The organism is Stenotrophomonas nematodicola (assembly GCF_009467805.1).
Lineage (GTDB): Bacteria > Pseudomonadota > Gammaproteobacteria > Xanthomonadales > Xanthomonadaceae > Stenotrophomonas > Stenotrophomonas nematodicola.
In genome coordinates, this window is sequence record NZ_WIAY01000003.1 from 155,776 (window position 1) to 179,076 (window position 23,301).

Genomic DNA, 23,301 nt, shown 5'->3' on the forward strand with positions numbered 1-23,301 from the left:
GCGACCTGGCTCTCATGCCTGCGTCTGGCCCGACCAGCGCATCCATGCCAGTTGTGCGCTCGGCACCAGCAACGGCGGACCGGCGGTCAGATAACCGAGCACCTCCCAGCCGCCCTGGGGGAGAAGGCGCATGACGACCACCAGCACACTCAGCGCGCCGATGACGCCGCAGGCAATGCCGATCCAGCCCAGCGGGCTGCTGCGGCGCAGGCCCTCGCGGCCGTGCCGCAGGTACACGCCGCTCAGCCACAGCCAGCCCAGCAGACCGAGAATGCCCGACAGGCCCCAGGCCAGCAGCGCCAGGCTTTCGAGGGTGCCCATGTAGCTGTTGCGGGAGAAAAAGACGATGACCGCCAGCACCGACAAGGTGCCGCCGACGGCCAGCGTGGGCAGGCCCAGCAGCAGAGCCACCACCGCATAAGTGCGACGTTGCGCGATGTCATTCATCCGTGGTCAGCGTCCGTGCGGGGGGCGTGTGTTTGGCATCAGGCCGGGCGCGCGCGGCCAGGGCCGCGGCGGGCACCGCCAGCAGCAGGCCGGCCAGCACCAGTGCGACGGTCTGCCGCCCGCCGTCCTGCCAGTGCCAGAGCAGCGTGGCCAGAACGAACAGGCCGGTGAGCAGCCCCAGCAGCAGGCCGATCCACGGCACCACCCCGGCGCGGCGCAGCCCCTCTCGACCACGCCGGAGGTAGGCCACGCTCAGCCACAACCAGCCGGCCGGTGCGGCTGCGCCAGCCAAGCCGAACGCCAGCGTCAGCAGGCGCTCGGAAAGACCCATGTAGTGCGGTCCGAACACTGACAGGACGATGCCGAACAGCGCCAGGGCGCCGCCCCCGGCCAGGCCGGGGACGCCGAACGCGAGGGCCAGGATCGCGTAGCGTCGCTGCGCGCGGCCCTCGCCCATCTCACCCGTAGACCGGGTACTTGCGGCACTGGGCGCTGACCGCCTCGCGCACGCGGGCGATCACCGCCTCGTCCGCCGGGGCGTCGAGCACGTCGGCGATCCAGTTGGCCAGGTCCACACAGTCCTGTTCGACATAGCCGCGGGTGGTGACCGCCGGGGTGCCCAGGCGCAGGCCCGAGGTCACGAACGGCGAACGCGGGTCGTTGGGCACGGAGTTCTTGTTGACGGTGATGTGGGCCTTGCCCAGTGCGGCTTCCGCGTCCTTGCCGGAGACGTCCTTGCCGATCATGTCCACCAGCATCAGGTGGTTCCGGGTACCGCCGGAAACGATCTTGTAGCCACGCGCGATCAGCGTGGTGGCCATCGCCTGGGCGTTCTTGACCACCTGCTGCTGGTAGGTCTTGAAGCCCGGTTCCAGCGCTTCCTTGAACGCCACGGCCTTGCCGGCGATGACGTGCATCAGCGGACCGCCCTGGATGCCCGGGAACACGATCGACTGCAGCTTCTTGACCAGGTCCTCGTTTGCCCCCTTGGCGATGATGATGCCGCCGCGCGGGCCGCGCAGGGTCTTGTGGGTGGTCGAGGTGACCACATGCGCGTGCGGCAGCGGGCTCGGGTACACCCCGGCGGCAACCAGGCCGGCGACGTGCGCCATGTCCACGAACAGGTACGCACCGACCTGGTCGGCGATGGCGCGGAAGCGCGCCCAGTCCACCACCTGCGAATAGGCCGAGAAGCCGGCCACGACCATCTTCGGCTTGTGCTCCAGGGCCAGGCGCTCGACTTCGTCGTAGTCGATCAGGCCCTGCTCGTCCACGCCGTACTGCACGGCGTTGAACAGCTTGCCCGAGGCGTTGACCTTGGCGCCGTGGGTCAGGTGGCCGCCGTGGGCCAGCGACATGCCCAGAATGGTGTCGCCCGGCTGCAGCAGCGCGAAGTAGACGGCCTGGTTGGCCTGCGAACCGCTGTGCGGCTGCACGTTGGCGTAGTCGGCATCGAACAGCTGCTTGAGGCGGTCAATGGCCAGCTGCTCGGCGATGTCCACATACTCGCAGCCACCGTAGTAGCGCTTGCCCGGATAGCCTTCGGCGTACTTGTTGGTCAGCTGGCTGCCCTGGGCCTCCATCACGGCCGGGCTGGTGTAGTTCTCGCTGGCGATCAGCTCGACGTGGTCTTCCTGGCGCTGGGTTTCGGCGGCGATGGCCTTGGCCAGTTCGGGATCGTAGGTTTCGATGCGGACGTCACGCGGGAACATCGGTTACTCCAGGCAGGCAGAGGGGGTACAGCGCGAGCTCTGGATTGTAGTCCCCGCGACGCGGGGTGACCAATCGGTCGACCGCCCCCAGAACGACGGACGGCGCCCGCGAGGGCGCCGTCCTGGGTGGCGAGGCCGTGGCTGGCCTTACCGGTTGTTGATCACGTAGTCGGCGATGATGCCGGTGGCGATGGCCACCAGCAGCAGATTGCCACGGTCGTCGCGGATCCAGTGGTGGTCGCGGGGCGGACGGCGCACCGAGTAGCGGCTGTAGTCGTTGACCACGTAGACCGGGCCACCGTAGTACTCGCGGTAGCGATGGCCACGCGCCCAGCCGTAGGAGCCGTAGCCGGGTGCCGGGCGGTAGACCACGCGCGGCGGGGGCGCCGGGCGGTAGTAGCCACGGTTGTCGTAATAGCGACGGTCGTGGCGGGCTTCGCGGCGGTCATCGCGCCACTCCCGGCGGTCATGGCGGCGGTCGTGGCGATCATCATGACGGTCGTAACGGTCATGGCGGTCGTGACCACGGCCGCGATGGTCGTTGTCGGCGAAGGCCGGTGCAACCGCGCCCAGGGCCAGCAGCGAGGCCACGGCCCCGACCACAATTCGATTCATGCGCATGACGGGCCTCGCTCGAGTGGATGGATGATTACATCATGCTGACCGGATCTGAACGGTTTCCGGCTGGAAACGGTTTCCATTTCAAGGGCTTTGACGACCCGTTCAGGCGGCGGCAAGCCCCACCCTCCCGGGCCGGCCGGCGGTTGTCACCGCTTCCCGCTATAATCGGGGGTATTCCTTTTACATCTGTTCCTGTTCCCAACGGAACGGGCGCAGGGTTGCGCCTTCGGAGACCACATGTCCTCGCAATACATCTACACCATGAACCGCGTCAGCAAGGTGGTCCCGCCCAAGCGGCAGATCATCAAGGACATCTCGCTGTCGTTCTTCCCGGGTGCCAAGATCGGCCTGCTGGGCCTGAACGGCGCCGGCAAGTCGACGGTGCTGAAGATCATGGCCGGCGTGGATACCGACTTCGAGGGCGAAGCCCGCCCGCAGGCCGGCATCAAGGTCGGCTATCTGGCCCAGGAACCGGAGCTGGACCCCAACAAGACCGTGCGTGAAGCGGTCGAGGAAGGCGTGGGCGAAGTGCTGCAGGCGCAGGCCGCGCTGGACGCGGTCTACCTGGCCTATGCCGAGGAAGGCGCCGATTTCGACAAGCTGGCTAAGGAACAGGAGCGCCTGGAGGCGATCCTCGCCGCCGGCGACGCGCACACCCTGGAAAACCAGCTGGACGTGGCCGCCGACGCACTGCGCCTGCCGCCGTGGGATGCCATCGTGGGCAAGCTGTCCGGCGGTGAAAAGCGCCGCGTGGCACTGTGCCGCCTGCTGCTGCAGAAGCCGGACATGCTGCTGCTCGACGAACCGACCAACCACCTGGACGCCGAGTCCGTGGAATGGCTGGAGCAGTTCCTGGCGCGCTACACCGGCACCGTGGTGGCAGTGACCCATGACCGTTACTTCCTGGACAACGCCGCCGAGTGGATCCTGGAACTGGATCGCGGCCGCGGCATTCCGTGGAAGGGCAACTACACCGACTGGCTGATGCAGAAGGACGAGCGCCTGAAGCAGGAAGACAACCAGGAAAAGGCCCGCCAGAAGGCGATCCAGAAGGAGCTGGAGTGGTCGCGCCAGAACGCCAAGGGTGGCCGCACCAAGGGCAAGGCCCGTCTGGCCCGCCTGGAAGAGCTGCAGTCGGTTGATTACCAGAAGCGCAACGAGACCAACGAAATCTTCATCCCGCCGGGCGAGCGCTTGGGCAACTCGGTGATGGAGTTCAAGAACGTGTCGAAGAAGTTCGGCGACCGTCTGCTGTTCGACGACCTGAACTTCCTGGTCCCGGCCGGCGCGATCGTGGGCATCATCGGCCCCAACGGTGCGGGCAAGTCGACCCTGTTCAAGATGATCACCGGCCAGGAAAAGCCGGACTCCGGCGAAATCGTGGTCGGCCCGACCGTGCAGCTGTCCTACGTGGACCAGAGCCGCGACGCGTTGGAAGGCAACCACAACGTCTTCCAGGAAATCGCCGGCGGTCTGGACATCCTCAACATCAACGGCGTGGAAATCCAGTCGCGCGCGTACATCGGCCGCTTCAACTTCAAGGGCCAGGACCAGCAGAAGCTGGTCGGTTCGCTGTCCGGTGGTGAGCGTGGTCGCCTGCACATGGCCAAGACCCTGCTGCAGGGGGGCAACGTGCTGCTGCTCGACGAACCGTCCAACGATCTGGACATCGAAACGCTGCGTGCGCTGGAAGATGCGCTGCTGGAATTCCCGGGCAACACCTTCGTCATTTCGCATGACCGCTGGTTCCTGGATCGCATCGCGACCCACATCCTGGCGTTCGAAGGCAATTCGCACGTGGAGTTCTTCCAGGGCAACTACCGTGAATACGAAGAAGACAAGCGCCGCCGCATGGGCGACGACGCCGCCCCGAAGCGCCTGCGCTTCAAGGCGCTGAAGTAAGAGAAAAGAACGGCCGCGCTCTGCGCGGCCGTTCTGCTTTGAGGTAGGCCACGGTCGTAGGTCGTAGGTCGTAGGTCGTAGGGCAAGGTCAACTGCAGCGCTTCAGTTTTTGCGGGCTGGGGAGGCCGACGGGCAGCCCCTTACGGGACACGCCGTAAACCCATCCTTGGGGGCTTGGCAAAAACATCCATGTTTTTGACAGTCCCTACAGGGGCCACCCGCCGGCCTCCCCCGATAGATCGCGTGCGCCGCGGTTGGGTCTGAATTCCCGTGGCCACCGACATGCTGTCGGAGGGCCGGCGGGTGTGGGGGTACGGGACCGTAGAAAACATGGATGTTTTCTACGAGCCTACATGGACGTATTCACGGCGTGTCCCGTACCCCCGCACCCGCCGGCCCTAACCCACAGTTGCACCAGACGAAGGCTCTTGGCTTCGCTAAATATCCAACGAAGAAAACCAACACCCGTGGACCCAAGCCATGAACCTGTTTGAACGCCTGTTCCAGCTCCAGCAGCACGGCACCACCGTGCGCACCGAACTGCTGGCCGGGCTGACCACCTTCCTGACCATGTCCTACATCGTCTTCGTCAACCCCGACATCCTGTCCACCACCGGCATGGATCCGGGCGCGGTATTCGTCGCCACCTGCCTGGCCGCCGCGCTCGGCTCGCTGGTGATGGCGTTCGCCGCCAACTTCCCGGTCGGCATGGCACCGGGCATGGGCCTGAACGCCTTCTTCGCCTTTACCGTGGTCGGTGCGGCCGGGCTGCCGTGGCAGCAGGCGCTGGCGGCCGTTTTCATTTCCGGGCTGGTGTTTCTGGTGCTGTCGCTCACCGGCGTGCGCGCCTGGCTGGTGGCGGGCATCCCCGCGTCGCTGCGCGCGGCCATCGTCGCCGGCATTGGTCTGTTCCTGGCGATCATCGCCCTGCAGAAATCCGGCGTGATCATCGCCAACACCGACACCCTCGTCGCGCTCGGGCCCCTCAACACCGCACCGCCCCTGCTCGCGCTGGCCGGCTTCCTGTTGATCGCCATCCTCGAAGCGCGGCGCGTGCGGGGCGCGATCCTGATCGGCATTCTCGCGGTCACCGGCGCGGCCTGGCTGCTGGGTGACGTGCAGTTCCACGGCGTGGTGTCGCTGCCGCCGAGCCTGGCCCCCACCTTCCTGCAGCTGGACCTGCCCGGCCTGCTGCACCACGACGGCGGTGCGCCGATCGCTGTGCTGCTGCAGGTGGTGCTGGTGTTCGTGCTGGTGGAGGTGTTCGATGCCACCGGCACCCTGTACGGCGTGGTGGGACGCGCGGGGCTGCTCAAACTGCCGGGCGCACAGAAGCGCTTCGGCCGCGCCCTGCTCGCTGACAGCACCGCCATTGTTGCCGGCTCGCTGCTGGGCACCAGCAGCACCACCGCCTTCGCTGAAAGCGCCTCCGGCGTGCAGGCGGGCGGGCGCACCGGCCTGACCGCGCTGGTGGTGGCGGCCCTGTTCCTGGCCGCGCTGCTGTTCTCGCCGCTGGCGGCGATGGTGCCCGGCTACGCCACCGCCCCTGCCCTGCTGTTCGTTGCCGGCCTGATGCTGCGCGAACTGGTCGATGTGGAATGGGGTGACCTGACCGAATCGGTTCCGGCGGCCCTGTGCGCGTTGGCGATGCCGTTCACCTACTCCATCGCCAATGGCCTGGCGTTCGGTTTCATCGCCTATGCCGTGCTCAAGGCCGGCACCGGGCGCTGGCGCGACGTGCACCCGGCGGTATGGCTGGTGGCCGGGTTGTTCGTACTGCGCTACGCGCTGGAATAAACGCGGTTCACCCCTCGGCAACGCGGCTCTGGGATGATGCGTGCATGACCGATGTCCGCCAGCCCACCGATCTGTCGTCCCCGCTGCGCCGGCGCCTGCTGCGCGCAGCGCTGCTCGCGCCTGCGGCCGCCGCACTGGCGACCTTGCCCGGGTGTTCGACCCCGCCGCATTTCGACGGCAGCTTCATCCAGCCCTGGCGCAGCCACCTGGACCTCACCGCACAGGACTGGCAACGGCACATGGCGCTGGCCCGGCAGCTTGGCTGCCGCCAGATCGTGGTGCAGTGGGCGGGGCTGTACGGCAGCGGCGGCGACGCCGACTGGGATGTACCCGATCCGGTGATGCAGCTGATCTTTTCCACCGCCGCGGCGGAGGGGTTGCAGGTGCGCGTCGGGCTGCCGTATCACAGCGGCTGGTGGAAGGCGTTGCAGGCAGCAGATCCGGCCGCGCTGGATGCGTTTCTCGCACTCACCCTGGACCACGCCCGCCGCTACCTGCAACGGGCGCCGTGGGCGCGGCAGGCCAATTTTTCCGGCTGGTACCTGCCCTACGAACTGGAACAGTTCCACTGGGCGCAGGACGACCGCCAGCAGCGGCTGTGCACCTGGCTGGCCGCGCTGAGCGCGGCGGCGAAAGCAGGTACGCCGCACGTCACCGCCATTTCCACGTATTTCAGCCGGCTGCCCACCACCGGATCGCTGGCGCAGCTGTGGACCCGCATCCTGGAACAGGCGCCGCTGCGGCCGATGGTGCAGGACGGCGTCGGCGTGGCTGGCCTGGACAACCTGGACGGCGTCGATCCGCTGCTGGCGCTGCTGCGCGCGCGCAACGTCGACTTCGACGTGGTGGTGGAACTGTTCGAGGAACTGGCCAGCTCGCCCGCCGACGGCAGCCATTTCCAGGCACAGACCGCCGACGCCGCCCGCATCGCCAAGCAGCTGGCGTGGGCCGAGCGCAGCGGCGCGGCCGGCGTGTTCGCCTTCGCGCTGGACCCGTGGCTGTCGCAGGACACCCCGCGCGCGCAGGCGTTGCGCCGGCGCTGGCGTACCAGCGCGCCATAGCGCGCGCTAGAGCGCGCGCCCGATGATCTCGCGCAGGATTTCGCTGGTGCCGCCAAAGATGCGCAGCGCGCGCGCGTCGGCCCAAGCGCGGCCGATACCGTATTCGCTGCTGTAACCGTAGCCACCGTGCAACTGCAGCAGATCGTCCAGAACCTGCCCCTGCAGTTCGGTGGCATTGAGCTTGGCCATCGCCGCGCGGGTCGCGTCCAGCCGCCCCTCCATCTGCTCGCCCAGACACTGGTCCAGGAACGTGCGCAGCATCGCCAGCCGTGCCGCCGCATCGGCGAGCACGAACCGGGTGTTCTGGTGGTCGATCAGGAACCGGCCGAAGGCCTTGCGCTGGCGCACGTAGGCCACCGTTTCGGCCAGCATGCCCTCGGCCGATGCCGCCGCACGCAGCGCGATCGCCAGGCGTTCGGCCGCCAGCTGTTCGCCGAGATAGTCGAACCCGCGCTGTTCCTCGCCGAGCAGGTGCGATACCGGCACTTCCACGTCCTGGAAGAACAGCTCGGTGGTGTCCTGCGCGTGCTGGCCGATCTTGGCCATCGGCGCGCTGCGGGTGATACCGGGCAGATGCGCGTCCACGCACAGCAGAGTGAGCCCGCGCGCGCCCAGTTCCGGCGCGACCGTCGCCACCACCACCACGACATCGGCATGGGCGCCGTTGGTGATCCAGGTCTTCTGGCCGTTCAGTACGTAGTGGTCGCCACGGCGCTCGGCGCGGGTGCGGATCGCTTTGAGATCGCTGCCGGCGCCGGGCTCGGTCATCGCGATGGCGCCGATCGCCTCGCCACGCGCCATCACCGGCAACCACGCATCACGCAGCGCATCGCTGCCGTACTGCATCAGATACGGCGCGACCATGTCCGAGTGGATCGAGAAGCCGATACCCAGATAATTGGCGCGCGCCAGCTCCTCGATCACACAGGCGGCGTGCCCGTAATCACCGCCCACCCCATACGGGTCGGGCAATTGGCAGTTGAGCAGTCCGGCCTCGCCCGCCTCGCGCCACAGCGCGCGCGGCGTGATGCCGTCGCGCTCCCATTGCGCGTAGTGCGGCGCGATATGCGCTTCGATGAAGCGCTGCACCTGGTCGCGGAACAGGGTGTGGTCATCGCGGAAAATGGAACGCGCATGCATGGATCAGCGCCCCACCGGATCGGTCCCGCTGAGCTGGCCCTGCAGGACAGGCGCACTGGCGCTGCCGGTCAGGAACAGGCTGTAGTGGTCGCCGGGCTGCAACGAGGGCAGCGCCACCGGCAGGCTGTCCTTGCCGCCGCAGCCGGCGACCAGTCGCGCCTTGACCGGATTGATGGCGCGCGCGCTGCTGGCGCCGGCGGCGACCGCCGGGAACACCACCGCCCCCTTGTCGGCCATCGCCAGCCGCGCCTGCGCGCAGCCCGTGGCCAGGTTGTAGAAGCGGATTTCCGCCTTGAGCGCATCGCTGCTGCCCCCGCCGTCGGCCAGCACGGCCAACGGCCGCGACGGCGTTGCCGGGTCCAGCACCAGCGTGGTGAAGGTACCCGCGGCGACCTGCCCCTGCGTGCGCGGCTTGCCGGCCACACGGACCGGGAACGGTTTGCCGCCTTCGACGATCGCATAGCGCGTGGCGCGCGTGGCCGGGCCGATGCTCTGGTCGGCACCGTTGCCGACAGCAACCTTCAGCGCGGTCGCGCCGGGATTGAGCACGCGCACGAATGCCGAACCGGCGGGCGGTCGCGCCGCATACAACTGCGCAAGGCGGCCTTCCGGCGCGCCCTGCTGCGCGTTCGCGGCCACGGGGGAGCACGCCAGCAGGGCGGCGGCGAGCAGGGTCAGCGGCATCTTCATCGTTTGGGTTCCTGGCTGCGGAGCGTCCGCGCCAATGCGTAGCGCTGCTCCAGTTGTTTGCGATCGACCTTGTTGGTGGCGCCGGTGGGCAACGCGTCCACGGCAATCAGTTCGGAGGGGATCATGTAAGGCGGCATGCGCCGGCCAAGCTGGTCCTTCCAGTCCTGCAGGGCCTCGGGCAAGGGCTGCACCGCGCCTTCGCCCGGCTGGGTGAGCTCGACGAAACCGATCATGCGCACCAGGCTGCCGTCGGGGCGGCGCAGCACCACCGCCGCACCCGCAACAACGCCCTCCAGCGTGGACAGTGCCGCATCCACTTCGGCCAGTTCGATGCGGTAGCCGTTGAGCTTGATCTGGTCGTCCTTGCGGCCGCGGAAGTACACCCGGCCCTGCGCATCGAGATCGCCGAGGTCGCCGCTGCGGTAGGCACGCTTGCCGTTGTGTTCGAACAGCACGCCCTGATCGAGATCGGGTCGGTCGAGATAGCCCCGCATCACGTGGTCGCCGGCCATGCAGATTTCGCCGTCGTCCAGGAAGACTTCGGCATACGGCTTGGCCACGCCGATCGGGAACGGATTGGGGGCGGCGGCGCGCAGCCCGGCATCGATCTCCACCCAGGTGGTGGAACAGGTTGCCTCGGTGGGGCCGTAGGAGTTGATGATGCGCGCCTGCGGGAACCGCGCCCATAGTTCTTCGGCCACGCGCGGGGTCAGCGACTCGGCGCCGAACACGAACACACGCAGCGACGGCAGCTGGGCGGCGGTGAAACGCGGGTTGAGCATCTGCTGGCGAACGAACGACGGTGTGGAGGCCCACACCGCGACATCGGACTGGCGCAGGTGGTCCACAAAGCGTTCGCTGTCGGCGATCACCTCACGCGGACAGAGTACGCAGCAGCCGCCGAGACCCAGCGCGCCGCACAGATCGAACAACGAGAAATCGAAGCTGAAGAGCATCTGGTTGAGGAACGCCGGTGCCTCCCCCAACGCCAGGCAGTCCCGGATCCAGCCGGTGAACAGCGCCACGCTGTCGCGGCCGATCTGCACGCCCTTCGGATCACCGGTGCTGCCGGAGGTGAACATGATGTAGGCCAGCCCCGGCACGGTCAGCGCGCGTGGCGCGGCAGCACCGGGGCCGAACGTATCGGCGGCCGCATCGTAGACCGCAACGGCATGCACCAGCCCGGTGATGCGCTGCAGGCGCGCCGGCGGATTGATGGTGTCCACCGGCACGTAGGTCACGCCCATCTGCAGGCAGCCGAGCATGGCCACAACGAAGGCGGCCTGCTTGTGGCCGGAAATCACCAGGGCATGCCCGGGCAGCACACCGGCCGCCTGCGCCCGGGTCATCCAGGCCTGGGTGGCCCTCTCCAGCTCCGCCCAGTCCATCACCCCGTCGGCATCGTGCAGGGCCGCCGCGTGCGGGGCGTGCGCGTGATCGACGAAGCGGCCGTGGTCGAAATCGAATCGCATGCGGTCGGCTCCTGCGGAAGGTGGGCGGCTCAGCGCTGGTGCGCGGCCACGTAGTCGGCCAGCACCTGCACCGAATCGACCAGCGCGTCGATCTCATCGACCGGCAGGGTGACACCCAGGCGGTCCTTGACCTCGACCATCAGCTGCACCTTGGACATGGAGTCGAACAGCGACTCCATGTACTCGTCGGGCTGCACGCGGGTGCCGATCACCGACTCGACGATGTCGATCAGCTGGGTCTGGAGGGTCTGGATATCCATGTGGTTCACCTTGTCAGAACTGGAAGTAGAGGAAACGCGATTCTTTGTGCAGGCTCATCAGGCACAACCCGAGCAGAACCAGCATCACCAGCAGCCACCGCAGGGTGGGCTGCCAGCGCATCCACGCACGCGGCGCCGGATTCGGCTTGGCCAGCGAAGGCGAGTACACGCCCATGATCTGGTGTGCGTTGGGGGTGCCCCACACGATTGCCAGCAGCACCACGATATACACGAACTGCAGGTGATGCCCGATCAGCAGGCGCGCACCGTCGGCCAGGCCCAGTCCGGCCGCATGGGAAACGCTCTCGAGCGCTTCCCAGCCCCGCACGCCGGCCATGCCCTGCACCAGCTGCCAGGCATCACCCACGCCGTCGGCGCGGAAGAACGCCTGCGCCACCAGGACCGCGCCGAAGGTCAGCAGCAGGTAGCCCACGTGCTGCAGCCTGCTCACCTTGCGCAGCGCCACCGGCGTGCGCCCGCCGACGAACACGCGCCAGGCGTGGTTGATCGCCAGGTAGCCCGCATGCAGCAGGCCGAAGATCAGGAACTGCAGGCCGGCGCCGTGCCAGATGCCCGCCAGGCCCATTGCCCATACCGTGGGCAGCACGATCATCGACAGGAAGCCACCGGCCGAGGCTACCGCGGTGGGGCCGGTCGGGCGGCCGTGGCGGGTGCGCCAACGGGTCACCGCCATTGCCACCGGGTAGTACAGGTAGGCGGTGATGTAGCGGGTCAGCGTCATGTGCCAGCGCGCCCAGAAGTCGATCACGCTGGTCGCCTTGTACGGCGAATTGAAGTTGAGCGGGAAGCGGATGCCGAACATGCGCGCCAGGCCGAGCGCCATGTCCGAGTAACCGGAGAAGTCGAAATACAGCTGCAGTGCGTAGCTCAGCGCCGTGGCCCACGCGCCCCAGAACTGCACGCTGCCGGTCTCGGCGAATCCGGCGTCGGCATACGGGGCGATGGTGTCGGCCAGCAGCACCTTTTTGGCCAGGCCGATCACAAACAGCATGCCGCCCACCGACAGGTTGTCGGCCTGGAAGCGGTAGGTCTCGCGCTTGCTGAACTGCGGCATCATCTCCTTGTGATGGAGGATCGGGCCGGCGATCAGATGCGGGAAGAAGGTCACAAACAGCACATAGCTGAGCGGGCTGCGGTCGTTGACCACGCCGGCGCGGCAGTCGAGCAGATAACCGATCTGGGTGAAGGTGAAGAAGGAGATGCCCAGCGGCAGGATCAACGCGTCCATCGGCCCGACGTTGAAGCCCATCTCGCCGACGAAATTCACCATCGCCGCGAAATACTTGTAGTGGAACAGCAGCAACAGGTCGGCCGCCACGCCCAGCGCGGTGACCAGCACCTGCAGGCGCGGGCGCGTGGCCAGTGACAGGATCGCCAGGCTGACCAGATAGTTGAATACGATGGAGCCGGCCAGCAGCACCACGAACTGCGGGTTCCACCAGCCGTAGAACACGATCGAGGCCACGCACAACCACAGCGCGGCCATCCGCGGCTTCCAGGCACCGAGCAGATAGTGGATGCCCAGTGCGATCGGAAGGAACACCAGCAGGAACAGGAAGGAGTTGAAAAGCATCGTCGTTCGGCGCTCAGTCGATCTCGGCCAGCGTCGCCTGCTCACCGTCGGTCAACGGCAAGGACAGGGCCATTTCGGAGTATTCCCAGATCACCAGTTTCAGGCTGGACGGCCATTGCGCCCGCTGCGGCAGCGCGGCCAGCAATGCGCCGGAGAACTGGCCGCCATCCAGGCTCTGGTTCCACACTTCACGCCCCAGCGCGTTGCCGAGGCGTTCGGCGAACAGGCTGCGGCGGCCGTTGGAACTGCCCAGCAGCAGCACCTCCACCGGCGGGGTGTCATCGAGCAGTCCACCGCTGCGCAGCGGTTCGATCACCTGCACAGGCTCGCGGTCCAGTGCCGGCCGCCAGCGTGGCGGCGCATGCTCCAGCCCGGCCAGCACGATGAGGTCGCCCATGCGCGACTGGGCCGGGCCCGGGGCGCCCACCTCGAACGCCTGCTGTCCGCGACCGCCCAGCAACGGCAGGGCGGACGCGGCGACCGCATCGGCGGCGCGCTGCGCGCCGATCCGGTTCATGTGCACGTCGGTGCGGAAGAACACCGGTTCGGATGCGCCCTGCAGCACCGGCAGCAGGTCGGTGGACGGCACGCCGGCGGCGGCGAGCGCCTGCTGCCACTGCCCCAGGCGCGCGCGCATCGGCGCGGAATGGCGCAGGCCGCAGGTGTGGGACGCCTCAATCCGCGATTTGTCCGGCACCACCACCACCAGCAGTTGCACGCCCTGCGCCTTGAGCTGCTGCGACCAGTGCTGCATCAGGCGCGTACGCTGGGCGAAGACGGCATCGCCGGTACCGGCCGGCGGGCGCAGCCCATCGCGGTAGAACAGCCAGTCCGGGCAGCCCAACGCCACCTGCGGACCGGTGTCGCCCAGAAAGCGGTAGCGCACGGCGGCACTGGCCAGATCGGCCTGCGCCTGTATGGGCAGCTTCAGCGCGTCGTTGATCGCGCGTCCGGCTTCGCCATCGGCCCAGCGCGCCGGCGCCAGTGAGGCCGCCGGCAGTCTGGCGTGGGCCAGCATCCAGGCGCCGGACGCCAGGCCGAACACGAGCAGCACGATCACCACCACAGCGGTGGCGATGTGCGCACGGGCCGGCGCGGCCGGTGGCAGGGGCGCGGGTGCGCCGGGGCGGGCACTCATCGGATCACTGTCCCAGGGCTTTGAGCAGGCGCGCCTGCCACTGCTGCGGCGTCATGATCGAGGCGTTGTCCCACTGGCCACGCGCGTCCGGGCCCTGCACGTAGGAGGGCTCGAACATCTGCCATACCAGCACCTGCGGCTTGTGCTGCTTGAACTCGGGCGATTCCAGGTACTCCAGCAGCATCACCCAGTGACCCACGTTGCCGGGCTTCCAGTTCACCGACACCGGCCGGTCGAGCACATTGGACAGCTTCTGCGGGAACCCGAAGTACGGCTGCACCATGCTGTGTCCGGTCACGTGCACGGGCGCGGGCGCGTCATCCAGCAGCGACTGCTGGTCGGACTGGCGTCGCACGGTGAAGGTGTCGCGACCGATGGCCTTGCGCTGTGCGTCGGTGAGGAACAGCTCGGCCAGATCGCCGAAGCGGCGCTCCTTGATCTCGCTGCCCAGCGCCATGCCGGTGCCGGCCTCGCCAGCGAGCGTGGGCACCTGCTGCCGCACCTGGGCAGCCACGGCCACGGCCACCGCATCGGCGGCGGCCTGGGTCCAGTGCTGATCGCTGCGGTAGAACACGTCCTGCCCGCCCTGCTTGGTCTGGTGCAGCACCTGCAGCGCGTCCACCGCCGGCACGCCCGCCTTCTCCAGGCCGTCGTGCACCAGCGCATAGCGCCCCCGCACCGCATCCCCCAGCCGTTTGCCGTCGGGCAGCCTGTCCTCGTAGAACAGCGCCTTGTCCGGCAGCACCAGCACCTCCAGTTTGACGCCGGCGGCGTCCAGGGCGCGCTTGGCATCGGCGATCAGTGCGGTGTTGCGGGCGATGGCCGGCGCATCCACGTCGGTCAGGCTGCCCCAGGCCGGGAACAACCAGCCGTCCTTGCCGATCAGCACGATCGAGGAATCCTGGTTGGCCGCGGCGGGGGCCGGCGCTGCGGCCGGCGCCTGGGCAACTGCCGGGGCCGTTGCCAGCAACGTGGCGCACAAGGCGGCCGGCAGCAGCAGCGCCGAACGGAGCGGCGGCGTGGGGCGATGGGGTCGGGTCATCGTCGATTCCTTTTCGATGGTCAGTAGTAGAGCGTGGCGGTGGCGAACAGGCCCTTGGCCCGCTGGGTGTCGCCGCCGCCAATGGCAAAGCGGTACTGCACGCCCAGATCGAGGTACGAGCGCGCCGCGTTGTAGTGGTCTTCGCGGAACCAGTAGCGCACGCCCACGCCCGGCCCGGCACCCAGCGACCAGCTGCTGGCGGTGTCGGACAGGTCGAAGGACTGCGCGCCGATCAACGGATAGGCGATGCCGCGCACCTTGGAACGCTGATCGATCCAGTCCGCACCGACCACCAGGTAGGGATTGATCACCCAGCGGGTCTGGTCGGCGCCGAAACGGTAGCTGCGTCCGGCACGCAGCTCGGCCGCGCCAAACCACTGCTGGCGGCGCAGGCGGCCGTCGGAGTCGGTCAGGCGCGCCATCGTGTCACCGTTCATGTCGATGCGGTCGACGGTGAAATGCGCACGGTTGTCATCCCAGCTGAAGCCGGCCTGGGCATAGCCGCTGATGGTCCACCACTGATTGACGTCGGTGCGCACGCCGGTGCCGTTGTAGAAGCCGTAGGTCAGGTAGGACATCCAGCCGCCGGCGTTGTCGCTGAGCCGGTAGCGCGCGGCGGTGGTCATCTGCAGCGGCTGGCTGGATTCCAGCTGGATACGGCACTGGATCGCCGCCGAATCCGGGTAGACGCCGCCGTTGCGGGTGGCCGTGCCGATGAACTGGCGGCGCTCGATGCCGGCGCTCAGGCCGGTCTGGCCGAAGGCGTAGCGGACGCCGAACGAGGCGATGGTGGACGGCCAGCCGGCAATGGAGCGCGACCGGCTGAGGCGTTCGGCACGCGCGCGTGCGTCTTCGGTCGCCACGCCCGTGCAGGGGTCCACGGCCAGGATCGACTCGTAGGTCCCGCCTTCGTCGTACAGCGTGTTGGCGATGCGCGCATACGCCTCCAGCGTCCCGTGGCGGGTGTTCAACGCCGGCGGACGCCAGAACGCTTCCAGCGTACCGAACACCGAATCGCCGGGCGTGCTGATGGCCGCGCCGCCCAGATTGGTGGCGGCCTGGCGGGCACCGCGGTAGCCGGCCGAGGCGGTGATGCCCCATTCGCGCGAGAGATTGGCGATCGAGCTGCGGGTGTTGTAGCGCTGGCTTTTGTCCAGCTTCAGCGTCCCCGCGTCGGCGCTGTCGATGGCGCCGCGCAGCAGGCTCACGGCCTGGCGGTTGTCGCCACTGGCGGCACTGGCGTAGGCCTGGTCCAGCACCACGGTCGGCGGTGCCTTGCCGGTGGCCTGGGCCGCGCGGAAATCGGCCAGCGCCTGTTCGGGCTGGCCGACGCGCTGGTTGAGGTAGCCGCGCTGCATCAGCAGACCGGCATCGGCGGGCCTGGCTGCCAACGCCGTATCCAGCCGCTCACGGGCCTGTGCCGCCTGGGCGCGATCACCGGCCGACAGCGTGGTGGTCAGCAGCGACTGCAGTGTCGGGTTCTGCGGATCTTCCTCCACTGCGCGCTGCGCCTGGCGGATCGCTTCCTGGTAGTCCTGCCGGCCGAACGCCGCGTAGGCACGCTGCGCGGGGCCGCCTTCGCCCTGCAGGTCGGCCGGCATCAGTTCGCACTGCGTGCCGTAGGGCGTGTCGCGGCACTGCTGGAACGGTGCAGGGTAATCGGCCAGGGTGAGTTCCTTGCCGCTTCCAGCATGGCGCAGCGTCTTGGCACGCTGCGCCACGGCAGCCTCGAGGACCTGGCGCGCATCGCCATCCAGGTCGGCATAGGTGTCCTGCTGCAGCGGCTGCAGCGGCTGCAGCAGCGCCGCCGCGCGCGCGCGGTCACCGGCCGCGATGGCGGCATCGGTGGCGAGCAGTCGCACATTGCGCCGCTGCTGGTCGTCCAGCCAGTCCTGCTGCAAGGCCGCATCGAAGTCGGCATTGGCCGCCTCGGTCTTGCCCTGGCGCTGGCGCAGGTATGCGCGCATGACCAGTGCCACGGTATCTTCGCTGTCGTTTTCCAGCGCCTGGTCGGCGGTGCGCTCGGCCGCAGGCAACTGCTCGTCGAGCAGTTGCGCGGTCATCAGCAGCAGCCGGTGGGATGCCACGTCCGGCGCACGCGCAACGGCCTCCCGGGCATAGCCGGTGGCCGCGTTGAAATCCTGCGCGATCAGCGCCTGGTAGCCTTCCTGCGCCGGCTTGACCGCGCGCTGGCGCCCCAGCGCGACACGCTTGGCCTGCAGGTCGCCGACATTGGGCGCGCCCAACTGGATGGCCATCGCCGCCGCCGCATCGGCCTGTTCCAACTGCTGCTGCGCTTCCAGCGACGCCACCCACAGGGTCGCCCAGGCGCCCTGCTGCGGCTGCTGGCGGAAGGCCTGCTCGGCCTTGCTGGCCGCTTCATCCATGCGGTCGTTGTTGTAGGCCTCGTACGCCTGCGTGGCCAGCGCGAAGGCACGCTGGTACGCCTGTTCGGACGCGCTTGGCCGGGCGGCAGCGGACGGGCGGCCGCCGCTGGTGGAGGCACCGCGCGCTGGCGCCGCAGCGGCCAGACCGGGCAGCGCCGGGTCGCGCAGGCCATCGGCGATGGCCCGCTGGGCCAGGCGGCGTGCCTCGTCGGGGCGGCCGAGTTTCTGCGCGGCGTAGATCTGCAGCAGGCGCAGGCGGACCACGTCGGGGCGCAGGCGCGCCGCCTCGGTGGCCGTGCGGTAGGCCTGCGGATAGTCACCGCGCTCGTAGGCACCGAACGCCTGCTCGGCAATGCGGTAGGCGTTGCCGGACAGCGGCAGCGGTTCCTGCGCCTGCGCGCTGGCGCAACCCAGCCCGAGCAGGCTCAGCGCGATCATGCTCGAAAGCAGCGTGGTTCTCATGCCTTCAGCTCTCCGCTGGCACTGTACTGGGGAAGGCCCGAGCGGCGGTGCTGCTCGCGCACGGCGGTGGCGATGGCCGCTTCGGTGGCCACGCCATGTTTGACCAGATAGTCGCCGATGCGGCCGTCGCGCTGCGGCTTGTACTCGTCCAGCACGCGCTCGAACTGGTCGCGCGGGATCAGGCGCATTTCCACCAGCAGGTCGCCGAGCAGCGGCACCGCGTCGATGCGGTAGGTCTCGCCACTGATCAGGCGCAGGCCGGCATTGATCTCGCTTTCGCGGGCGATCGACTGCACCACTGAGGTGGCCGGCAGCCCCTTCAGCAGTTGCGCCTGTTCGGCCTCGGACAACGGGTTGGCGACCGCCACCGACAGTTCGTCGGGCGTGTCCGAGGGCAGCGGCAGCAGCCGCCACTGCACGCATGCGTCCACCGGCAGCGGGAACTGCCCGCTCTGCAGGTACGCCACGTCGATCACCGCCCGCGGCAGGTCACCCTGGAAGGCGATGGCTTCGGCCAGCGTTTCATCATCCAACCACCCCTGCGAGACCAGAATGCGGCCGAGCGGCTGCTGACGCCCGCCCTCCTGCTGCTGCAACGCTTCTTCCAGCCGTTCCGGCTCGACCGCCTGCCAGGTGGTGAGCAGCTCGCCCAGGCGCTTGCGGGTCTGCACAAGCTGCGAGGCGCTGGGGAAATCGTGCATGGTCTTGTCCCATACCATGCGCTTGCCGAACAGCAGGTACAGCAGGAACATCCGCCACGCGCGGGCGGTGGCCATGAAGTTGATCATGTTGCCGACCACCATGCGCGGGATCGACATCAGCGCATGTTCCCAGCCGTACAGCTTGTTGACGAAATAGAAGCGCTGCACCACGCGCGTGGCCAGTGCGGCGGTGGTCAGCAGCGCCACGTTCATCTGCCAGGTGCCGGCCTGGAAGATGGTGGGGAACTGGGTGTTCCACAGGCCGCTGACCTTGAGCACCCAGAACAGCAGCAACTGCAGGAAGATCACGTAGGCAATGATGCTGACGAAGGACGTGACAATGCCCTTGCGATCGCGCGCGAGCAGGTATTTGGTCGCCAGCGAGCCGCGCCAGCCCAGCGTTTCCCAGCTCTGCAGGCCGATGCCCAGCACCCAGCGCGCCTTCTGCCGGTAGGACGCGCGGAAGTTGTCGGGGAAGTACTCACGCACGCACAGCGCCATGCCCTGGGTGCGCTCGCGCACCGGACCCCAGCCAAACCACGACGGACGGCGCACGCGGAACTGCACCGGGAAGCGCGCGAAGATGGAATGCATGCCCATCGCCGCCAGTCGCGCGCCGACGTCGTAATCCTCGGTCAGGCTGTCAGTGTTGAACGGCTGGTTGTTGGTGGCCTCGCTCAGTGCCAGCAGTGCCTTGCGCGAGAAACACGTGCCGACGCCGGCCGAGGGCACCATGCCGGAAACGCTCTCGCGCACTACCAGGTCCTTGGCGTGCCATTCGGCGAACTCGTCCATGTACACGCCGGCGATCAGCTCGTACCACTCGCGGTCCAGCGAGGTCACCGGCAACTGGATCATGTCCTTGCGCGGCAGCAGGTAGTTGAAGAAGCGCAGCTCCATCGGGTGCAGCACGTCCTCGCTGTCGTGCAGGATCACTCCGGCAAACTCGATGCCGTGGCGCTTCTCGTAGTCGAAGATCGACAGGATCAGCCAGTTCAGGCAGTCGGCCTTGCTGGTCGGCCCCGGATGCGGCACTTCGACGCGACGCAGCCGCTTGTAGCGGCGGCGCATGCGTTCCACTTCGGCAATGGTTTCGGCATCGTTGGGATAGGTGCCCACGAAGACGATGTACTCGCGGTAGTCGAGCACGTCGATCATGTTCTCGACCATCTGCGCGATCACGTCGTACTCGGCCCAGGCCGGCACCATGATCGCCAGCGGCTGTTCCGGCCGCTGCAGCAGGTCCTGCTGGGTCAGCGGCCGGTATTCGCGGCGCTTCTTCACTGTCAGGGTGCGCCAGGTTTCGCGCACCCAATACCAGACATCGATGAACAGGTCGTCCAGGCTGGAAATCAGGATCAACACGGCCACCGCCGCCGCGACGGTTTCCAGTCCGGCGTAGTAGTTGGCCAGGTAGATATCCCAGTGCAGGCCGTCCACGGCGAATCAGTGACCGGTCGAGGCGGACTTGCGGCGACGACGGACCTGCGCAACGCGCGCGGCCAGCAGCATGAACACCACCACGCCCACCAGCACCAGCAGCCACACCATGTGCTGCTGCCAGACCGGTTCGGGATTGCCCTGCTTGGCGACGTTGGCGCCGGTCGGGTCCTGGCCATCGAAGTCCTGGACCACGCCACGCCCGTCCAGCAGCGCGATGTTGCCGCGGATCAGCCGGAACGGTTCACCGATCTGCGGCGCATGCGCGCCGAGCTCGCGGTAGATCACCCCGGTCCTGTCGCCGCTGCCGACGACTTCCACCAGCGCCGACTGGTCCAGCCCGGCCACATCCAGCAGCACCTGCTTGCCGGTGCCGGCGATCACCAGGTGGCCATCGCGCACCGCGCCGCTGGACGCCACGTCCTGCGGGGCCAGCGCAAAGCTCAGGTAGGCACCGGCCGGCGCGATGGACGCCTTGGCGTCACTGACCTTGAGCACCGCGTGGGTCGGCGAGGCGCCGGCGGCGCTGGCGATGTGGATCACCTTGGCCAGCGAGGCCGGCGCATCCTGCAGCCAGGTCGCCGGTACGAACACGTCGTGCTTGCCGGCGAGCTGCGCGGCGGCGCCGACGAAGTCCGGCGCCATGCTGCGGTCGGCCAGGCGCAGGTGGCTGCTGGGCAGCACCGACACCGGATAGCCGGTGGCCGGGTCATGGCAGTACGGCCGCGCCGGTTGGCGCAGGAAGCTGATTTTTACCTGATTGCGGGCGGCCAGCGCGTAGCTGGGCACGGTGGCGACCAGGCGTTGCGGCTTGCCGTCGTTGGCCAGCACCTTGGCGCCGAGCAGGTAGTCGTTGAAGAAGATGGACGCTACCGCGCCCTGCCCGGCCGGGTTCGGCGCGGCAGACACGTCGAGCACCACTTCGCTGGGCAGACGGCCTTCGCTGGACAGTGCGCCCAGATCGAACGTGGCAATGCGGTCACCGCGCGTGACGATGTCCTGGGTGCCGGCCATCGCTCCGAGGCGGCTGAGCAGCACCACGTCCTTGTCGGCCTGCGGCAGCAGCGCCTGCTCAACCTGCAGCGAACGGCCCAGCGCATAGGCGCGCCACTGTTCGGTCAGCAGGCCGGCCACCTTGGCGCCGGCCCCCACCGCGACCAGCAGGGTCGGACGCCCGCCGACCATCGCCACCTGCACCGACGCGGTCCCCGGGGCGGTTTCCAGGCCGGCCATGTCGGCGCGGCGCCACTGGGTGAATGCCGCTGCCGCATCGGGCGACGCCGCAGCGACCTCGGTCGCCAGCGCATCCAGCGCGGCGCGCACGGCGGCACGCAGCGGGTCGCTGGTCACCGCCACGTCCGGCGCGAGCGGACCGTCGGCCAGCGACAGCAGCGCGCCGACTTCGGCCAGACTGCCGATCCGGTGGGTGGCGCTGCCATCGGCAAGGGCGGCATACGCGGGAATGCCGGCCAGGCTGGCCGGGATCACCAGCCCGCGCAGGTCCACCGTGCCGCCCACGGCCGGCAGGCCCACCACGTCCACGCGCTTGCCGCCATTTTCCAGTGCAGTGCCCACGCGCCAGGCCGCGTCGTAGCTTTCTACGCCGAGCGCGCGGCCATCGACCAGCAGGCGGACCCGGGCCGGCAACGCGCCCCATGCCTTGGCCACGGTGTCGATCTGGCGGCCATCGAAGCGATAGCTGAAGCGCGTGTCCGGCGACAGCCGCAACACGTTGGCCGGCGCGCTCTGGTCGGCGCACTGGTAGTCGGACACCACGGACCACCAGCCCACGCCGAAGCGGACGAAGCCGCTGGGACGGGCGAAGCCGTCGATGCCGATCAACTGGCTGGCGTCGCCCTGGGCGTCGGTGATCGAGCGCGCCGAGACCGGGTCGCCATCAACCGACAGCAGACTGGAGGTACGCCCGGTATGGCCGCGCACGTAGCGGGCATCGAGCTGCAGCTGCGCCTCGCGGGTCTCCACCCCGGCGGGCACCGGCAGGTAGATCTCGCGCTGGCTCTCCTGCCCGCTCAGCACCACCGGCTGGGTGAAGCCCAGGTCGCGGAGGGTCATGCTGCGGCTGACCGTGCTGTCGCCGGCCCACTCGGTGAACTGGCCGGCCACACTGTCGGCAGCCAGCGCCGTCGGCAGGGGACAGATCAGGACCAGGGCCAGCGGCAATACCTTGGAGAAGCGTGCGGTACTACGGTTGGTCTTGGTCATGAGGTGGCTTCAGTCAGGAAGGGAGTGGACAGAGCGTCGACCGCACGGCCGGGCACGAACTCGCCAAAGGGCACGCCGCGCAGCGCGGCGACGATGCGCGCGGATGCACGGCCGTCGCCGTAAGGGCTGGCATCGGGGCGGAACCGCGCAGGGGTCGGTGCGGCATCGCAGGCGGCGCCAACCTCGGCAACGATGCGCGCCGCGTCGGTGCCGACCAGCTTGACCACCCCGGCCTGCACGGCTTCAGGGCGTTCGGTGACATCGCGCATCACCAGCACCGGACGGCCGAGCGCCGGCGCTTCTTCCTGCACACCGCCCGAGTCGGTGAGCACCACATGCGCGCGCTGCATCAGGCGGACGAAGTGCAGGTAATCCTGCGGCGGGATCAGGTGCACATTGTCCAGGCCGCCGAGGTGCTGGTGCACCGGGCCCTGCACGTTCGGATTGAGGTGGACCGGATAAACGATTTCCAGATCCGGGCGACGGGCCAGCTCGGCCAGCGCGCGGCAGATGTTGGCAAAGCCGTCGCCGAAGCTTTCGCGGCGGTGCCCGGTGACCAGCAGCAGCTTGCGACCCGGGGTGAGGAACGGGAACGCGGCATCCAGACCCGCGCGCAGCGGCGCGTCGCGATCAATGCGGTCCACGGTCTGTTCCAGCGCGTCGATCACGGTGTTGCCGGTGATGGTGATGCGGCCCCCGAGATTCTCCTGCTCCAGGTTGTAGCGGGAGCTGGCAGTAGGGGCGAACAGATGATCGGCGACCACGTCGATGACGCGGCGGTTCATTTCCTCGGGCCAGGGCTGATCGAGGTTGCCGGTGCGCAGCCCGGCTTCGACATGCCCGACCGGGATGCGCCGATGGAAGGCGGCCAGCGCAGCGGTCATCGCGCTGCTGGTGTCGCCATGCACCAGAACGCGGTCGGGCTGCACCTGCTCGTAGAGCGCATCGAGTTTGGCGAACAACCGGCCGCACAAGCCGTTGAGCGTCTGGTTGGCGACCATGACGTCGAGGTCTTGATCGGGTTGGATGTCGAACAGCGACATCACCTGATCAAGCATCGCCCGGTGCTGTCCGGTGATGCAGACCACGGAGTGGATTCCCGGCGCTGCTTCCAGCGCGCGGACCAGGGGGCCCATCTTGATGGCTTCAGGGCGAGTACCAAAGACAGAGAGAACCTTCACCTGACCGCTCCATGTGCTGACTAACGATGTG

The 23,301-nt window shown here is 68.4% G+C and carries 18 protein-coding genes; 3 read left to right on the plus strand and 15 right to left on the minus strand.

Annotated elements, in window-relative coordinates; all coding sequences use genetic code 11:
* Positions 1–12 precede the first annotated feature (12 nt).
* The 4 genes from GDJ08_RS11595 to GDJ08_RS11610 all read right to left on the minus strand — a co-directional run bounded on the left by GDJ08_RS11595 (position 13) and on the right by GDJ08_RS11610 (position 2,780).
* Positions 13–447: a hypothetical protein gene (locus GDJ08_RS11595; RefSeq protein ID WP_017356146.1), complete on the minus strand. Its 435-nt coding sequence runs from the start codon at positions 445–447 to the stop codon at positions 13–15.
* A complete protein-coding gene (locus GDJ08_RS11600) occupies positions 440–904 on the minus strand; it encodes a hypothetical protein (protein WP_153164910.1) in 465 nt (154 codons plus the stop codon). Before GDJ08_RS11600 ends, GDJ08_RS11595 begins: the two co-directional genes overlap by 8 nt.
* A gap of 1 nt (position 905) precedes the next feature.
* Positions 906–2,159 (minus strand): serine hydroxymethyltransferase, encoded by a 1,254-nt coding sequence (gene glyA, locus GDJ08_RS11605; RefSeq protein WP_017356144.1) that lies wholly within the window; start codon positions 2,157–2,159, stop codon positions 906–908.
* Positions 2,160–2,306: 147 nt separating this feature from the next.
* A complete protein-coding gene (locus GDJ08_RS11610) occupies positions 2,307–2,780 on the minus strand; it encodes an RcnB family protein (protein ID WP_136003653.1) in 474 nt (157 codons plus the stop codon).
* Positions 2,781–3,017: 237 nt separating this feature from the next.
* Between GDJ08_RS11610 and ettA the strand changes: the two genes are divergently transcribed.
* The 3 genes from ettA (at position 3,018) to GDJ08_RS11625 (ending at position 7,540) form a co-directional block, all read left to right on the plus strand.
* Complete coding sequence (ettA, locus tag GDJ08_RS11615) at positions 3,018–4,682, plus strand: energy-dependent translational throttle protein EttA (protein WP_017356142.1); 1,665 nt, start codon at positions 3,018–3,020, stop codon at positions 4,680–4,682.
* A 480-nt stretch (positions 4,683–5,162) separates the two neighbouring features.
* A complete protein-coding gene (locus GDJ08_RS11620) occupies positions 5,163–6,479 on the plus strand; it encodes an NCS2 family permease (RefSeq protein WP_153164911.1) in 1,317 nt (438 codons plus the stop codon).
* 44 nt (positions 6,480–6,523) lie between these two features.
* A complete protein-coding gene (locus GDJ08_RS11625) occupies positions 6,524–7,540 on the plus strand; it encodes a DUF4434 domain-containing protein (protein ID WP_153164912.1) in 1,017 nt (338 codons plus the stop codon).
* Between the two features lie 6 nt (positions 7,541–7,546).
* On the opposite strand, the gene GDJ08_RS11630 is transcribed toward GDJ08_RS11625, so the two are convergent.
* From GDJ08_RS11630 to wecB, 11 genes are read right to left on the minus strand one after another with little or no spacing between them, the layout of a single operon-like run.
* Positions 7,547–8,680, minus strand: coding sequence for an acyl-CoA dehydrogenase family protein (locus GDJ08_RS11630; protein ID WP_153164913.1), 1,134 nt, complete (start codon positions 8,678–8,680; stop codon positions 7,547–7,549).
* A 3-nt stretch (positions 8,681–8,683) separates the two neighbouring features.
* Positions 8,684–9,370, minus strand: a complete 687-nt coding sequence (locus GDJ08_RS11635; protein WP_136003646.1) for an alginate O-acetyltransferase AlgF — start codon at positions 9,368–9,370, stop codon at positions 8,684–8,686.
* On the minus strand, positions 9,367–10,842 hold the full coding sequence (locus tag GDJ08_RS11640; RefSeq protein ID WP_136003644.1) for an AMP-binding protein: 1,476 nt from the start codon (positions 10,840–10,842) through the stop codon (positions 9,367–9,369). The genes GDJ08_RS11635 and GDJ08_RS11640 overlap by 4 nt, the downstream gene beginning before the upstream one ends.
* 29 nt (positions 10,843–10,871) lie before the next feature.
* Complete coding sequence (locus tag GDJ08_RS11645) at positions 10,872–11,102, minus strand: acyl carrier protein (RefSeq protein ID WP_017357450.1); 231 nt, start codon at positions 11,100–11,102, stop codon at positions 10,872–10,874.
* A gap of 13 nt (positions 11,103–11,115) precedes the next feature.
* Positions 11,116–12,696: an MBOAT family O-acyltransferase gene (locus GDJ08_RS11650; RefSeq protein WP_017357449.1), complete on the minus strand. Its 1,581-nt coding sequence runs from the start codon at positions 12,694–12,696 to the stop codon at positions 11,116–11,118.
* A 13-nt stretch (positions 12,697–12,709) separates the two neighbouring features.
* The gene (locus GDJ08_RS11655) at positions 12,710–13,834 is read right to left on the minus strand and encodes an alginate O-acetyltransferase AlgX-related protein (protein ID WP_165699798.1); all 1,125 of its coding nucleotides are present in this window, start codon (positions 13,832–13,834) and stop codon (positions 12,710–12,712) included.
* 4 nt (positions 13,835–13,838) lie between these two features.
* A complete protein-coding gene (locus tag GDJ08_RS11660) occupies positions 13,839–14,876 on the minus strand; it encodes an alginate O-acetyltransferase AlgX-related protein (RefSeq protein WP_017357517.1) in 1,038 nt (345 codons plus the stop codon).
* Between the two features lie 20 nt (positions 14,877–14,896).
* Complete coding sequence (locus GDJ08_RS11665) at positions 14,897–17,725, minus strand: NfrA family protein (RefSeq protein ID WP_153164914.1); 2,829 nt, start codon at positions 17,723–17,725, stop codon at positions 14,897–14,899.
* The gene (locus GDJ08_RS11670) at positions 17,722–19,866 is read right to left on the minus strand and encodes a glycosyl transferase family protein (protein ID WP_136003638.1); all 2,145 of its coding nucleotides are present in this window, start codon (positions 19,864–19,866) and stop codon (positions 17,722–17,724) included. The genes GDJ08_RS11665 and GDJ08_RS11670 overlap by 4 nt, the downstream gene beginning before the upstream one ends.
* A 6-nt stretch (positions 19,867–19,872) precedes the next feature.
* Positions 19,873–22,089 (minus strand): hypothetical protein, encoded by a 2,217-nt coding sequence (locus GDJ08_RS11675; protein WP_153164915.1) that lies wholly within the window; start codon positions 22,087–22,089, stop codon positions 19,873–19,875.
* Positions 22,086–23,270 (minus strand): non-hydrolyzing UDP-N-acetylglucosamine 2-epimerase, encoded by a 1,185-nt coding sequence (wecB, locus tag GDJ08_RS11680; protein ID WP_153164916.1) that lies wholly within the window; start codon positions 23,268–23,270, stop codon positions 22,086–22,088. The genes GDJ08_RS11675 and wecB overlap by 4 nt, the downstream gene beginning before the upstream one ends.
* Between the last annotated feature and the right edge of the window lie 31 nt (positions 23,271–23,301).